Genomic DNA, 14,301 nt, shown 5'->3' on the forward strand with positions numbered 1-14,301 from the left:
GGGCAGCCCCCTGGGAGGATAGGAAGTTGCCAATCTTTTTTTATTTTTTGTAAAAATTTTTTTTCAAAGAAGGAAGAGGATGAAAGTATCGTATATTATAAACATAAAGACTATATATTTTTATAAAATGTTTCTTGGCTGATTTAAATGTGTAATTAGTAAAAAAAGGAGTGATATTATGAGAAAATTAATGATGATTTTTTATTTATCAACAATTGTTTTAGCAATGACAGCTTGTACAGGAAGAGGTTCTAGCTCTGAATTAGTAGATAAATCAGGAGTAATTAGCGATACGAGTGGTCAAACTTTACGAGGAATTGACGCTATAGAAGGACATGATCAATGAGATTATATTGTAGGATAAGGAAATCATAGAAAAAATTTATACAAAAAATATGGAAGTTTTGAAAATACGTTCAGCCCAAGAAATTTTGTTTTTAGAAAGCTTAATTTTCTTGGGTTTTTTCTTTTTATATCTTCTTGAGTAAAGTCCAAATCTTCTAATCATTTTAAAATCTTCGGGAGGAATATGCGATAATAACCTTTCTATGAATTAATCTATGGGAAGAGTTAAATAAATTTTTTGAAGAGTCAAGTTTTTAGTACTAAAAAGTAATCGTAGAATCCGTAATATTAGTTATTCTATATTTGACGATAGCTGGGCGCTAAATATCTTAGCAATTTCTAAAATATTATTAATCTTTTTATCTGAATTAACATAAAAATTAGTTTTGTATCTATGATAACAAAGTGAAATTTTATTTTTTAAATTTCTATGATTTTTCAGTTTAGCGTATTGAGCAATGATGTCTAATGTACATTTTTGCTAAGACTTTCTAGGTATGGTTTTAATATTTTTATATTTTTGATTTTTATCGTATCCTCTAAAAGTAAAGATACAATAGATATGAGGATTCCAATAAATAATGATTAAAGCGAATGAATACCAAGTTTTTTAAAAAAGTACTTAAAATATTTGTGAGTTGGGATTTATTATATTTATAAATTTAAATTTAACTTCACACATTGTTTGATAATCAAATTTTTGTGAAAAAAATGTATTTTTTTCAACCAAAATATCTTGACTTTTTCCATTTTATTAGGTATATTACTTAGTATAAAGAAACATAAAAATTCAGGAGGTATTTGGTTATGCATATAATAGATAAAGACACTTGTATTGGTTGTGGAGCTTGCGAAGGAACTTGTCCAGTATCAGCAATATCAGCTGACACAAACGGAAAATATGAAATTGGAGAGGCTTGTGTAGACTGTGGAGCTTGCGCAGGAGTTTGTCCAGTATCAGCAATAACAGCATAGTTAAAACGATACTTTAAAGCTTAGGGAAAACCTAAGCTTTATTTTTTTTTGATTTTTTTGTATACTTAAAGAAAAAGGATGGTGTTCTGATGAGTTTAAACAAAAGTCAAAAAGAAGCGGTTCAAACTATTGAAGGGCCATTATTAATAATAGCCGGACCTGGGTCTGGAAAAACTAAGACCTTAGTTGAAAGAATGGTTTATATGATAAAAGAGAAGAATATAAAACCAGAAGAGATTCTTATTTCAACTTTTACAGAGAGGGCAGCAAGAGAACTTTCAACTAGAGTTATAAATAGATTAAAAGATGAAAATTTTCATATTGAAGGTATGTATATAGGAACCCTTCACTCAATCTGTTTAAAGATTATAGATGAAAATATAGAATTATGTAGATTAAAAAAAGGGTATAGAGTTTTAGATAATGTCGATCAAAAGTTTTTTATATTTTCAAAGTTAAAATATTTTAAAAACATAGATGGTTTTAAAATGTTTTTTGAAAAAAAAGAATATTTAACTAATTGGAAAATAGGTGAAATTTTAATAAAATGGTTTAATAAATTTAGTGAAGAGGGATTAGAGCTAACTGATGACAGCTTTTTATCAAAAGCTTATAGAGATTATGAAAAGATGTTAGAAGAAGAGAATGTTATTGATTTTTCAAGTATTCAAAAAGAAGCCTTTAGAGTTTTAAAAAATAATGAAGTCGCTTTAAAAGCTTTTACAGATAAGATTAAATATATAATGATTGATGAATACCAGGATACAAATACAATTCAAGAAAAATTAATTTTTTTAATAGCAGGAGAAACACAGAACATCTGTGTTGTTGGTGATGATGATCAGGGTATTTATAGATTTAGAGGAGCTACTATAAGAAATATACTTCAATTTGAAGAAAGAGTTGGAAAAGAGTGTAAACTTATAAAGCTAGAAGTGAACTATAGATCAGAGAAGGATATTGTTAGGTTCTGTAAAGATTGGATTCATAGTTTATACTGGGATAAATTTAGACATTCAAAAGAGTTAGTTGTTCCAGAGGAAAAAGATGAGGATAAAACAAGAGTCGTAAGATTATCTGTAGAGGATTCGGAAAGTAAATGGCAAGAGAGAGTTGCTAACTTTTTAATATTTTTGAAAAATTCTAAAAAGATTGACGATTACAATCAAGTTGCATTTTTATTTAGATCTGTTCGAAATAAAAGAATTATTTCGTTGGCTCATTATTTAGAATATAGAGGCATCGGTGTTTATTCTCCAAGATCAAATCTATTTTTCAGTAGAGATGAAATTATAATGGTAGTCGGAGTTTTTTTATACATCCTATCTAGACCTGAAAGCAAAATTTATAATAACGAGTATAAATTGGATATTTTAGATTACTATAAAAAATGTTTAAATGTTGTGGAAAAAAAAATAAAATCAGATGAACTTTTTAAAGATGAAATAAACCAATTAAAAGAGCAATATAAACTAGAGAGGAATAATGGAGCTTTGTTAGAGCTTTATTATAAAATTATTGGATTAAGTTTATTTAAAGAGAGATTTGAAAATAAAGCAGAGGGAGTTCTAGGGAATAGAGAGCTTTATAACTTTGGAATATTTTCAAAAATAGTTCAAAAAGCAGATCAAATATCTGGAGTTTTAAAAATAAAAAATGACAATATATTAAAAGTGGGAGATTATTTTTTCACAATGCATTTGAAATTTTTAAAACAAAATGGTGTAGATGAGTATGAGGATATTAAAGAGTATGCCCCAAAAGGAGCGGTTTCATTTTTAACAATCCATCAGTCAAAGGGATTGGAATTTCCAATTGTTATAGTTGGGTCTTTAGAAAGTGTTCCAGAGGGAGATAGAGAAGAGGATGAAGAGTTAGAAAAAAGATATATTCCTTATAATGACTTTGAGCCAGATTACAGAATAAAAGATTTTGATTTTTGGAGACTTTATTATACAGCGTTTTCTAGAGCAAAAAACCTTTTGGTATTGACGGCAATCGAAAGTAATAAAGGAAAAAGAGTAGTTCCATCTCTACCTTTTAAAAGAGTGTATGAAAGTACTCCTGATATACTTTCAGGAGATTTAAAGTTTGGAGATTTAGAGATAGAGGTAACAAATAGTATTCATTTAAAAGAAAGCTACTCTTATACAGGTGATTTATTAAAATATAAAGAGTGTCCGTATAAGTATAGGCTAAATAAAATCTTAGATTTTCAGAATATTAGAACTATAGATAATTTCTACGGAACATTAGTACATGAGACACTTGAGAGTCTAAATAAGTCTATTTTAAAAAAAGAGGTTTTAGATGAGACGCTGTTGTATGAGGAGTATTTAGAAATCTATGAAACTATGAAAAAAAGAGATAATTTACTTTTAAGTAAAGAGATTTTAGAGAAAGGGTTTTTACAAGTCTTGAATTATTATCGTAGTGAGTTTGTAAAAAGAAAATTCCGAGACGTTGAGAAAAATATTTTTGCATTAAGAAAAGATTACACAATTGAGGGAACGGTGGACTTAATTGTAGAGGAAGATGAAGGATTAAAAATTATAGATTTCAAAACTGGTTCAGATGAATTGAGTGAAGAGATAATGAATAAGTATATTGAGCAAATAAAGTTATACTGCTATTTACTGTCTGTAAACACTACTGAAAAAGTGGTTGGTGGAGAGATTTATTTTATAAAAAACAATAAAATTATAGAGGTTGATTATAGTTTAGGTGATGAGGATAAAGTTTTAAAAGAGTTTGATACGATATCAGAACGAATATCTAAAGGTGAATTCTCCGAAAAAAGTTCGTCTAAAGAAAAATGTTTAAAATGCGAATTTAAAAATCACTGTTTTGGTATAAATATGATATAATAAAAATAAAAAATAGGTGATAAAAATGTATGTAGTATTAAAAAAATCTGCTACATCTGGAGAGATTTTAGAGTTAAAAAGATTTATTGAAACAACAGGTCATGGAGCTTTAGAGATTCTAGATGGTGGTATAAAAAAAATTGGTATTATGGGAAAAAAAGGTGGATTAACAAAAGAGGCTTTAAAAGAGTTTCATATAGTTAGCGATGTTTTACAGATTGGAAAACCTTTTAAATTTGTGAGTAGAGAGTTTAAAAATGAGGATACAGTTATAGAAATAAAAGGAAGAAAAATTGGAACTTCTGATTTAGTTTTAATGGCCGGACCTTGTTCTATCGAGGACAGAGAGATGATCTTAGAGATTGCTAAGGTTGTAAAAGAAAACGGTGGAGAATATCTTAGAGGCGGTGCATTTAAACCAAGAACATCACCATATGATTTCCAAGGGTTGGGAGAAGAGGGCTTAAAGTATATGAGAGAAGCTTGTGATACTTACAATCTTTTAATGGTAACAGAAGTAATGGATACAAGAGATATAGAATTAATTTCAAAATATACAGATATTTTCCAAGTTGGAGCTAGAAATATGCAGAATTTCAGTTTGTTAAAAGAACTTGGAAAAACTGATAAACCAGTGCTTTTAAAAAGAGGGTTAAGCGGTACGGTAAGAGAGTTTTTAATGGCTGCAGAGTATATCGTTGCATTTGGTAATACAGAGATTATTCTTTGTGAAAGAGGAATAAGAACATTTGAAACAGCAACTAGAAATACTGTAGATATAAATGGAATAGCTCTTTTAAAAGAAAAAACACATCTTCCTATAATTATAGATGCAAGTCATGGAACAGGAAAAAGATCTTTAGTCGAACCTGTGACATTAGGATGTGTTTTAGCAGGAGCTGATGGAGCAATGGTGGAGATTCATAAAAATCCATGCTGTGCTTTATCAGATGCAGACCAGACTCTAAGCTTTGAAGCTTTTGAGATGCTTTGTAAAAAATTAAAAAAGACATTAGAGTTTAGAGAGAACTTAAAATGTTTATAGATAAAAAAAACTATTGGGAGTTAGAGGAGTTTAAAGAGTTTAATTTAAAAGCTATTTACACGACAAAAACTTTTGGAGATGTTCGAAATGAAGAGGATAGAAAAAATATAATCTCCACATTAAAAATAGAAGATAAAAAAATCTATTCAGGTTATCAAACACACTCAGATAATATAGTAGTAATAGAAAAAGGAACGCCTGAGTATTCTGAAGATACAGATGGTTTTTTAACGGATAGAGATGATGTTGTAATATTTACCAAATATGCAGATTGTTTACCAATCTATTTTTATGATAAAAAAACATCAGCTTATGGGTGTGTTCACTCTGGTTGGGTTGGAAGCTATAAAAAAATTGGTGTAAAAGCTGTGCAGATTTTACAAGAGAGATTTAAAGCTGATTTAGAAAATATAATAGTAGCTTTTGGAATAGGGATATCTTCTGAAAATTATGAAGTTTCAGAAGAGTTTTATGAAAAATTTAAACTACAATTTTCTGAGAAAATATTAGAAAATGTATTTTATAAAATAGATAAAAGATATTTTTTTGATAATCAAAAATTTAATTATAATCTAATGATAGATTACGGAATAAAAAGAGAAAATATTATAGAGAATCAACTTTGTACATTTGAAGGTGATTTTCACTCTCATAGAAGAGAAAAAGAGCTTTCAGGGAGAAATGGAGCGTATATATTTGTTGACATTTCTAGAAAATAGTGGTACAATAATTTGCTAATAAAATGCACATTGATTATTTCTAAACAAGGTGCCCTTAGGGGATGTTTAGTTTTGAGATCAATGGAAGAAATAACCAAAACTAGGAGGAATTAAAAATGGCAGTAATTACTATGAAACAATTACTTGAAGCTGGAGTTCATTTCGGACACCAAGCTAAGAGATGGAATCCAAAGATGTCAAGATACATCTTCACTGAGAGAAACGGAATCCACGTAATCGATTTACACAAATCTTTAAAGAAAATAGAGGAAGCTTACGCTGTAATGAGAGAAATCGCATCTAACGGTGGAAAAGTTCTTTTCGTAGGAACTAAAAAGCAAGCTCAAGAAGCTGTTAAAGATCAAGCTGAGAGATCAGGAATGTACTACATCAACAACAGATGGTTAGGTGGAATGTTAACAAACTACAAAACTATCCAAACTAGAGTAGAGAGATTAAAAGAGTTAGAGAGAATGGAAGCTGATGGAACATTAGATACAGCTTACACTAAGAAAGAGGCTGCTAACTTCAGAAAAGAGTTAGTTAAACTTTCTAAGAACTTATCAGGAATCAAAGATATGAAAGAAGTTCCAGCTGCTATATTCGTAGTAGACGTTAAGAAAGAAACTCTAGCAGTAGTAGAAGCTGCTAAATTAGGAATCCCTGTATTCGCTATGATCGATACAAACGTAGATCCTGATTTAATAACTTACCCAATCCCTGCAAACGACGATGCTATCAGATCAGTAAAATTAATCGCATCTGTAATGGCTAACGCTATCATCGAAGGAAACCAAGGAAAAGAAAACGCTGCAGTAGCTTCAGACGACATCGCTGTTGAAGAAGGATCAGCTGAGTAATTAATACTTGAATTTATGGAATTGAGTGCCTAGCCCTCAATTCCTTGTACTATATAGATATGAAAGAATTCTAAAAAATTAGGAGGAAAAAATGGCAGAGATTACAGCAAAATTAGTAAAAGAACTAAGAGATAGAACTGGTGCTGGTATGATGGATTGTAAAAAAGCATTAGGAGAAACAAACGGAGATATCGAAAAAGCGATAGACTTACTAAGAGAGAAGGGAATTGCTAAAGCAGCTAAGAAATCAGGAAGAACAGCTGCAGAAGGTTTAATATTCGACGGTGTTTCTGCTGATAACAAAACAGCAGTAGTATTAGAGTTCAACTCTGAGACAGACTTCGTTGCTAAGAACGACGAATTCAGAGCTTTAGGACAAGCAATGGTAGAGCTTGCATTAACTGCAGGAATCAACACTGTTGAAGACTTAAAAGCTGCTGATTTAAACGGAATTACAGTTGAAACAACAATAACTAACTTAATCGCAAAAATCGGAGAGAACATGTCTCTAAGAAGATTCGAGAAAGTTTCTGCTGAAGGGTTTGTAACTACTTACAATCACTTAGGAGGAAAATTAGGAGTTATCGTTGAAATGACTGGAGAAGCTACAGAAGCTAACGTAGCAAAAGCTAAAGATATAGCTATGCACGTTGCTGCTATGGATCCTAGATACGTAGACAGATCAGTAGTTACTACTGACGACTTAGATAGAGAGAGAGAAATTTCTAGAAAGCAATTAGAAGCTGAAGGAAAGCCTGCTCAAATTATCGAAAAGATATTAGTTGGAAAAATGAACAAATTCTACGAGGACAACTGTTTAGTTGACCAAATCTTCGTAAAAGCTGAAAACAAAGAAACAGTTGCACAATACGCTGGAGATATTAAAGTAGTTTCATTTGCAAGATACAAAGTTGGAGATGGAATCGAAAAAGAGGAAGTAGACTTCGCAGCAGAAGTTGCAGCTCAACTTAACGCGTAATACAACAAAAATTATAGGGGTGCGACTTAGCACCCCCTTTTTTTAAGCTAAATAAAAGATAAAAGAGGAGAGTTTTGACATGAAGCCAGTTTATAATAGAATTCTATTAAAATTAAGTGGAGAAGCTTTAATGGGAGACCAAGAGTTTGGAATCTCATCTGAGACAATCACTTCATATGCTAGACAAATAAAAGAGATAGCTGATTTAGGAGTAGAAGTAGGAATCGTAATCGGTGGTGGAAATATCTTTAGAGGATTATCTGGAACTGAACAAGGTATCGATAGAGTAACTGGAGACCACATGGGAATGTTAGCAACAGTTATAAACTCACTGGCTCTTCAAAATGCAATTGAATCATTAGGTGTACCTACAAGAGTACAAACAGCAATCGAAATTCCAAAAGTAGCAGAACCTTTCATAAAAAGAAAAGCTCAAAGACATTTAGAAAAAGGTAGAGTTGTAATTTTTGGTGGAGGAACTGGAAATCCATACTTCACAACAGATACAGCTGCAGCTTTAAGAGCTATCGAAATCAATGCTGATGTTGTTATAAAAGCAACAAAAGTTGATGGAATATATGATAAGGATCCTGTGAAGTTTGCAGATGCAGTTAAATATGTAGATGTAACTTATACAGAGGTTTTAAATAAAGATTTAAAAGTTATGGATGCAACAGCAATCTCTTTATGTAGAGAGAATCAATTGCCAATCGTTGTATTCGATTCATTAACAGAAGGAAACATTAAAAAAGTTGTTTTAGGTGAAAAAATCGGAACAACTGTAGTAAATGGTTAATTTTAGGAGGGTAAAATGAGCGCACAAGTAGTAATTAACGAATGTAAAGAAAAAATGAGTAAAGCAATAGACTCAACAAAGCACAAGTTTGCTTCAATAAGAGCAGGAAGAGCATCTGTATCTATGTTAGATGGAATAAAAGTAGAGCAATATGGATCTTTAATGCCATTAAACCAAGTTGGATCAGTATCAGCTCCAGAAGCTAGAATGCTAGTAATCGATCCTTGGGATAAGTCAGTTATACCTGTAATTGAAAAAGCTATAATGACTTCAAACTTAGGATTAACTCCAAACAACGATGGAAAAGTTATCAGACTTATGATTCCTGAGTTAACAGCTGACAGAAGAAAAGAGTACGTAAAGTTTGCTAAAACAGAAGCTGAAAACGGAAAAGTTGCAGCTAGAAACGTAAGAAAAGATATGAATAACTCTCTAAGAAGATTAGAAAAAGAGGGAGAGATAACTGAGGACGATTTAAAGAGATTTGAAGATGACGTTCAAAAGTTAACAGATGCAACTATCAAAACAATTGATGAGCTTTTAGCTTTAAAAGAAAAAGAGATCACAACTGTATAGTTGAATTAAAAGAGAGTTTTTCAACTCTCTTTTTTTGTTATAAAAATATATAATGATAAAAAAATTCCACTGAAAATTAAAAGAATGATTAAGATTTTATTTGCCTCAATATAATCTCCAGATTCTATAGCAGAGTATAGTGCTAGGGGAAGTGTCGAAGTCTTTCCTGGAATATTACCAGCTATTAAAATAGTAGCTCCAAACTCTCCAAAAGCTCTTCCTATACCGAGGATAGTTGCTGATAAAACTTTTTTATAACCCAGTGGTAAGTAGACATATCGTATCATATTTAGCTTTGATACACCTAGACATTGAGCAGTTTCAATATATGCTTTATCAATAGTCTCAAAAGCTACTTTTATACCTTGATATAAAATAGGTAAAGAAACTATAATTGCAGCTAAACAAGCACCTTGAAAAGAGAAGATAAACCTAAAATTAAAATATCTAAAGAGTATCTTTCCAATAAAACTGTTTATGCCTAAACCTATGATTAGCATATAACCAATAACAGATGGTGGTAAAAAAATTGGAAGAGTAAGTAGAAACTCAACTATTTTTTTAGATTTTTTCTTTTTTTCAAAAATAAAATAAAGTGAAATACTTAAAGCAAGATTAAAAATTACAGCTATTGTTACGATAGAAAGAGAAAGTTTTAAAGCATGAATCATTCCCAATCCTTTCCTTTTAAAAACTCAATAAACTTTCTAGCTTCAACTTTATTTTTAGATGTTTCAGCTATTCCAATTGAATATTCAATTGGAGAGTGTAGATTTTTATCAAATATCTTAACAATCTCTGAATTTTTAAGAAGCTTAGTATCAGTTAGATAAACTATACCAAAATCAGCTTCACCAAGTTCAACATAAGATAAAACACTTCTGACATCTTTAGCATATACAAAAGAGTAGTTTTTAGGTTGGAGTTTATCAAAAATTTCTGTGGCGTATGCTCCAGCAGGAACATATTTAGGGTCTCCAATAGCTAAAACTCCACTTTCTGATGTAACATTTTTGTTTTTTATTAAAGCTAATGAGTTTTCTAAAATAACCTCTTCGTCTTCAATATAGTTATTTTTTTTTAAATCAGTCATATAGCCTCTATCAGCTAAAAAGATAATGTCGATATCGCCACCTCTTTCGAGTTGCTTTTTAAGCGTACCAGAACCTCCTAGATTTAAAGTTATGTTAGAATCAGGTTCTATTTTTTTATATTCAGTAATATTTTTTTCCAAATACTCTTTTAAAGAAGCAGCTCCACTTAGAAGAAGTTCTTTTGAAAAAGAAAATTGAAAAAGCATTAGAAACATTAAAAAACCATTTTTCATAAATCTCCCCCAAAAATATTATTTGTTCATATTGTAAAGAGTATAAAGACCTCTGATACTAAGCTCAGGACAGTATTCATCTATCTCTTGAATCTCAGCAAAAAGAATTTTTCCAAGTCCCCCTGTAGCAATAATATATGGATCAGGAACTATTTTTTTAATCTCTTGAATTATATTTTTAAGTTGTCCAGCATATCCATAGAAGATACCAGCTTGAATTTGTTCAGCAGTATTTCTACCTAAAACACTTTCAGGAGTACTGAACTTAACTTTAGGAAGTTTAGCAGTATTTCCAAATAAAGCATTAATAGACATCTCTATTCCAGGTAAAATTCCTCCACCGATATAAACTCCATCTTTTAAAACCTCATAAGTAGTTGCAGTTCCTAAATCAAAAATAACAAGATTTCTATTTGGGTAATCGATAACAGCCTGCGCAATATCGATTATTCTATCTGCACCGAAACCATTTATTTGAAGAGTTTCAGAGAATGTAAATGGAAGATTTAAATTTAAATCTATAACCATTGGTTCAATCTCAAAATATTTTCTTCCTAAGAATTGGAAAATTCCAATAAGGTTAGGGACAACAGAAGAGATAACAATTCCATTTAACTCCTTGATTTCAATTTCGTTGAAATCACATATATTTTTTAAGTATGAAAAATATTCATCCTCAGTTAATTTTTCGTTTGAAGATACTCTAAAAGTAAGTAACACCTCTCCGTTTGGGTTAAGTAATCCAGTAACAATATGAGTATTTCCAATATCTACAGCTAAAAGCATGTAATCACCGCCTAATAAAATTTTAGATAATCCATATTATAAACTATAATTAAAAAAATGTAAATTTTTCTCGGATAAATTATGAAAATTTCATATAATATAGTAAAAATAAATATGAGGTGTCAAATGAGAAAAGCAGTAGGAGTAGTAGTAGAATATAATCCTTTTCATAATGGACATAAATATCACTGCTTAAAGGCTAGACAGCATGGAGATTTAGTTATAGCTGTTATGAGTGGAGATTATGTCCAAAGAGGAGAACCCGCGTTAATAAATAGATGGGAGAGAGCTGAGTTAGCTTTAAAAAATGGAGTGGATATTGTAGTAGAGCTACCAATATTTTACTCAACTCAAAGTGCTGAGATATTCTCTAGAGGTGCAGTTGGATTATTAAATTTAATGGGAGTAGAAAAGATAGTTTTTGGCTCAGAGAGTGGAGATATCCAAAGTTTAAAGGAACGAGCAGATTTAGAGGAGCTAGATGAGTTTAAAGAGGAACTAAAAAAACAGTTGAAAGAGGGACACTCATATCCTACAGCATATTCAAATACTTTGAAAAAATTAAAGCAAGGATTGGAATTAAATTCTAACGATATTTTAGGAGTTGAATACATCAAAGCTTTAAAGTTTTGGAAAAGCGATATAGAACCAGTAGCGATAAAAAGAGAGAAAAGTGGATACTATTCAGAGGGAATAGAGGATGGAATTTCTAGTGCAACAGGGATTAGAAAAAAATTAGAGTTAGGTGAGGAGATAAAAGAGGTAGTTCCAGCTTCAACGTATGAAGTTTTAAATGCAGCTTTAGAAGAGAATAGATTTGCAAGATTAAAAGATTTCTATCCTTTTATTAGACATAAAATTTTACTAGAAAAAGAGAGTTTAAAAGAGATTCAAGATTTAGAAGATGGTTATGAAAATAGATTGTATGAAGCAGCTTTTAAATATTCAAACTATGAAGATTTTTTTAAAAGTATTCAAAGTAAAAGATTTACAATAGGTAGAACTCAGAGAATACTGATTCATATTCTTTTAGGCATAAAAAAAAGTGATATTGAGATAGTAAAAAATAGAATTCCATACGTAAGGGTTTTAGGATTTACAAAAGATGGACAAATCTATTTAAAATCTTTAAAAGAAAAAGAGGTTGAGATTCTAACAACACTAAAAAATATTCAAAGAATACTGAGTGTGGAAGATTTAAAGTTTTTAGAGATGAATGAGATTGCTAGTAAAATATATTCAATAGTCAATGAGTATGAAGAAAAAAAAATACCTATAATGATAAGGTAGGTTCATATGATAGAAAAAATAAAATTAACAGAGGATTTGAAGTGGATTTTAGAGAGATTGAATAGCTATGGTAAAGGTTATATTGTTGGTGGATATATCAGAGATTATTTACTAGGAATCGAACCCAAGGATTGTGACTTTTGTACAGATATAGAGTATGAGCAGCTAAAAGTTATATTTAAGGATTGCTCTCCAAAAGAGATAGGAAAAGCTTTTGGGATTATTCAAATTATCTATAAAGGAAAAAGCTATGAGATAGCTAAATTACGTAAAGAGTTGGGATTTACAAGTAGTAGAAATGTAGTTGATATAGAATTTGTATCTGATATATATGAGGATTTAAAAAGACGAGATTTTACAGTCAATGCAATAGCATTTGATGGAAAAAACCTTTTTTATCCTTCTAGTCTTGCTTTAGAGGATATAGAGAATAGGATTTTGAGATTTGTAGGAGAGGGAGCTAAAAGAGTTAAAGAGGATCCTCTTAGAATTTTAAGGGGAATAAGAATCGCTGGAGAGAAAAACTTAAATATTTTAGACAGTGTTCAAGAGATAATTCTTAAAAATAAAGAGGAGATAAAAAGAGTATCGATTGAAAGAGTTCAAGATGAGATTTTCAAAATGTTAAAAGGGAAAAATCGAGAGAACTCATTTTATCTATTAAATAAATTAGGGATTTTTGAGGAACTTTTTCCAGAAACTAGTAAAAAAATTAATTTAAAAGAGGTTTTAAATAAAATTAAAATAGTTAAGAGTTTAAACTTGGAATTAGCAATTATATTTTTTAAATCTAAAGAGGAGCTTTCAAAATTAAAATTGGATAATAAAAGTAAAAAATCTATTTTGAATATAATCAATCAAAAAGATAATTTTAAAAATATTAAAAGTAAATATGAGGTAAAAAAAATGATATCTCTTATTGGTTTAGAGGATTTTAAAGATATTTTAGTATTAGAAAAAATAGAGAGAGAGATTTCAAACTTAGAGATATTTTTAAAGGATATTTTAGATAAAAATGAACCGATATTTTTAAAAGATTTAGCAATTTCAGGAAAAGATATTATTTCTGAAGGAGTAACTGATGGGAAAAAAATAAAGTTAATTTTAGAGAAATCATTAGAAAGTGTTTTACAAAATCCAGACTTTAATACAAAAGATTATTTGATGAAAATAATAGAGGAGGCTTTTAACAGTTAAAATAAATCTATAAATTTGAAAAATAAGTTTTGATTTTTATAGATTTTACTATTAAACTAAGTTGAGGTGAAATAAAATGAAGTATTATTCAACTAGAGAAATGGTAAAAATTTTAAATGTAACAGGTCAAACATTAAGAAATTGGGATTCTAACGGGAAGCTAGTTCCACATCATAAAACAGATAGTGGATATAGATATTATTCAGAAGAGCAAGTTAATAAATTTTTGGGCATAAACACTGTTAAGAAAAATAGAAAAATAATTGGATATTGTAGAGTTAGTTCTAATAAGCAAAAAGATGACTTAGAAAAACAAATAGATAATGTGAAGCTATATATGTTAGGAAGAGGCTATCAGTTTGAAATAATTAGCGACATAGGAAGTGGTGTAAACTATAATAAAAAGGGGTTTAATAAACTGGTTAATCTTATAACAGATGGAGAAGTTGAAAAAATAGTTATTCTTTATAAAGATAGATTACTTAGATTTGGTTCAAATAGTTACTGTTTTTAGCTGTAGGCTTCAAGGTAAGAGAGCC

The 14,301-nt window shown here is 29.9% G+C and carries 15 protein-coding genes and 1 pseudogene; 12 read left to right on the forward strand and 4 right to left on the reverse strand.

Translation table 11 applies throughout. The annotated features are described in order from the left end of the window. Positions 1-178 precede the first annotated feature (178 nt). Positions 179-346: a hypothetical protein gene (locus tag Q0O83_RS11110; protein ID WP_294097107.1), complete on the forward strand. Its 168-nt coding sequence runs from the start codon at positions 179-181 to the stop codon at positions 344-346. A 36-nt stretch (positions 347-382) separates the two neighbouring features. On the opposite strand, the gene Q0O83_RS11870 is transcribed toward Q0O83_RS11110, so the two are convergent. Beyond that, positions 383-550, reverse strand: a complete 168-nt coding sequence (locus Q0O83_RS11870) for a transposase (protein ID WP_366515966.1) — start codon at positions 548-550, stop codon at positions 383-385. A gap of 602 nt (positions 551-1,152) precedes the next feature. Here Q0O83_RS11870 and Q0O83_RS11115 point away from each other — a divergent pair. The 8 genes from Q0O83_RS11115 (at position 1,153) to frr (ending at position 9,162) form a co-directional block, all read left to right on the forward strand. Next, positions 1,153-1,320 carry a 4Fe-4S binding protein gene (locus Q0O83_RS11115; protein WP_047382554.1) on the forward strand — a complete coding sequence of 56 codons (168 nt, stop codon included), beginning with the start codon at positions 1,153-1,155 and terminating at the stop codon, positions 1,318-1,320. A gap of 89 nt (positions 1,321-1,409) precedes the next feature. Further along, positions 1,410-4,187: an ATP-dependent DNA helicase gene (locus Q0O83_RS11120; protein WP_294097109.1), complete on the forward strand. Its 2,778-nt coding sequence runs from the start codon at positions 1,410-1,412 to the stop codon at positions 4,185-4,187. Positions 4,188-4,212: 25 nt separating this feature from the next. Then, a complete protein-coding gene (gene aroF, locus Q0O83_RS11125) occupies positions 4,213-5,232 on the forward strand; it encodes a 3-deoxy-7-phosphoheptulonate synthase (RefSeq protein ID WP_294097111.1) in 1,020 nt (339 codons plus the stop codon). Next, on the forward strand, positions 5,223-5,951 hold the full coding sequence (locus Q0O83_RS11130) for a polyphenol oxidase family protein (protein WP_294097113.1): 729 nt from the start codon (positions 5,223-5,225) through the stop codon (positions 5,949-5,951). The genes aroF and Q0O83_RS11130 overlap by 10 nt, the downstream gene beginning before the upstream one ends. Positions 5,952-6,067: 116 nt before the next feature. Then, complete coding sequence (gene rpsB / locus Q0O83_RS11135; RefSeq protein ID WP_294097115.1) at positions 6,068-6,811, forward strand: 30S ribosomal protein S2; 744 nt, start codon at positions 6,068-6,070, stop codon at positions 6,809-6,811. A 91-nt stretch (positions 6,812-6,902) separates the two neighbouring features. After that, positions 6,903-7,790 (forward strand): translation elongation factor Ts, encoded by an 888-nt coding sequence (tsf, locus tag Q0O83_RS11140; RefSeq protein WP_294097117.1) that lies wholly within the window; start codon positions 6,903-6,905, stop codon positions 7,788-7,790. A 79-nt stretch (positions 7,791-7,869) separates the two neighbouring features. Next, positions 7,870-8,586 (forward strand): UMP kinase, encoded by a 717-nt coding sequence (gene pyrH / locus Q0O83_RS11145; protein ID WP_047382545.1) that lies wholly within the window; start codon positions 7,870-7,872, stop codon positions 8,584-8,586. A 15-nt stretch (positions 8,587-8,601) separates the two neighbouring features. After that, on the forward strand, positions 8,602-9,162 hold the full coding sequence (frr, locus tag Q0O83_RS11150; protein WP_294097119.1) for a ribosome recycling factor: 561 nt from the start codon (positions 8,602-8,604) through the stop codon (positions 9,160-9,162). Between the two features lie 20 nt (positions 9,163-9,182). Here the strand turns inward: frr and modB are convergent, their stop codons facing one another. The 3 genes from modB to Q0O83_RS11165 are packed head-to-tail and all read right to left on the reverse strand — an operon-like array spanning position 9,183 to position 11,275. Beyond that, positions 9,183-9,833, reverse strand: a complete 651-nt coding sequence (modB, locus tag Q0O83_RS11155) for a molybdate ABC transporter permease subunit (RefSeq protein ID WP_294097121.1) — start codon at positions 9,831-9,833, stop codon at positions 9,183-9,185. Then, a complete protein-coding gene (modA, locus tag Q0O83_RS11160; protein WP_294097122.1) occupies positions 9,830-10,489 on the reverse strand; it encodes a molybdate ABC transporter substrate-binding protein in 660 nt (219 codons plus the stop codon). The genes modB and modA overlap by 4 nt, the downstream gene beginning before the upstream one ends. An 18-nt stretch (positions 10,490-10,507) precedes the next feature. After that, the gene (locus Q0O83_RS11165) at positions 10,508-11,275 is read right to left on the reverse strand and encodes a type III pantothenate kinase (protein WP_294097123.1); all 768 of its coding nucleotides are present in this window, start codon (positions 11,273-11,275) and stop codon (positions 10,508-10,510) included. A gap of 126 nt (positions 11,276-11,401) precedes the next feature. On the opposite strand from Q0O83_RS11165, the gene Q0O83_RS11170 reads away from it, so the two are divergent. The 3 genes and pseudogenes from Q0O83_RS11170 to Q0O83_RS11180 all read left to right on the forward strand — a co-directional run. Continuing rightward, positions 11,402-12,565: a nucleotidyltransferase gene (locus Q0O83_RS11170; protein ID WP_294097125.1), complete on the forward strand. Its 1,164-nt coding sequence runs from the start codon at positions 11,402-11,404 to the stop codon at positions 12,563-12,565. 6 nt (positions 12,566-12,571) lie between these two features. Next, a complete protein-coding gene (locus tag Q0O83_RS11175; protein ID WP_294097126.1) occupies positions 12,572-13,762 on the forward strand; it encodes a CCA tRNA nucleotidyltransferase in 1,191 nt (396 codons plus the stop codon). Positions 13,763-13,838: 76 nt separating this feature from the next. Then, a pseudogene (locus tag Q0O83_RS11180) lies at positions 13,839-14,301 on the forward strand (IS607 family transposase); the annotation flags it as partial.

The organism is uncultured Cetobacterium sp. (genome assembly GCF_945952365.1).
Classification (GTDB): Bacteria; Fusobacteriota; Fusobacteriia; order Fusobacteriales; family Fusobacteriaceae; genus Cetobacterium_A.

Bases quoted from the DNA above. Each gene is read 5' to 3' on its own strand.
- rpsB (WP_294097115.1), top strand. From the start codon at position 6,068: ATGGCAGTAATTACTATGAAACAATTACTTGAAGCTGGAGTTCATTTC.
- Q0O83_RS11175 (WP_294097126.1), top strand. From the start codon at position 12,572: ATGATAGAAAAAATAAAATTAACAGAGGATTTGAAGTGGATTTTAGAG.
- aroF (WP_294097111.1), top strand. From the start codon at position 4,213: ATGTATGTAGTATTAAAAAAATCTGCTACATCTGGAGAGATTTTAGAG.
- Q0O83_RS11115 (WP_047382554.1), top strand. From the start codon at position 1,153: ATGCATATAATAGATAAAGACACTTGTATTGGTTGTGGAGCTTGCGAA.
- frr (WP_294097119.1), top strand. From the start codon at position 8,602: ATGAGCGCACAAGTAGTAATTAACGAATGTAAAGAAAAAATGAGTAAA.
- tsf (WP_294097117.1), top strand. From the start codon at position 6,903: ATGGCAGAGATTACAGCAAAATTAGTAAAAGAACTAAGAGATAGAACT.
- pyrH (WP_047382545.1), top strand. From the start codon at position 7,870: ATGAAGCCAGTTTATAATAGAATTCTATTAAAATTAAGTGGAGAAGCT.
- Q0O83_RS11130 (WP_294097113.1), top strand. From the start codon at position 5,223: ATGTTTATAGATAAAAAAAACTATTGGGAGTTAGAGGAGTTTAAAGAG.
- Q0O83_RS11165 (WP_294097123.1), bottom strand. From the start codon at position 11,275: ATGCTTTTAGCTGTAGATATTGGAAATACTCATATTGTTACTGGATTA.
- modA (WP_294097122.1), bottom strand. From the start codon at position 10,489: ATGAAAAATGGTTTTTTAATGTTTCTAATGCTTTTTCAATTTTCTTTT.
- Q0O83_RS11170 (WP_294097125.1), top strand. From the start codon at position 11,402: ATGAGAAAAGCAGTAGGAGTAGTAGTAGAATATAATCCTTTTCATAAT.
- modB (WP_294097121.1), bottom strand. From the start codon at position 9,833: ATGATTCATGCTTTAAAACTTTCTCTTTCTATCGTAACAATAGCTGTA.
- Q0O83_RS11120 (WP_294097109.1), top strand. From the start codon at position 1,410: ATGAGTTTAAACAAAAGTCAAAAAGAAGCGGTTCAAACTATTGAAGGG.
- Q0O83_RS11110 (WP_294097107.1), top strand. From the start codon at position 179: ATGAGAAAATTAATGATGATTTTTTATTTATCAACAATTGTTTTAGCA.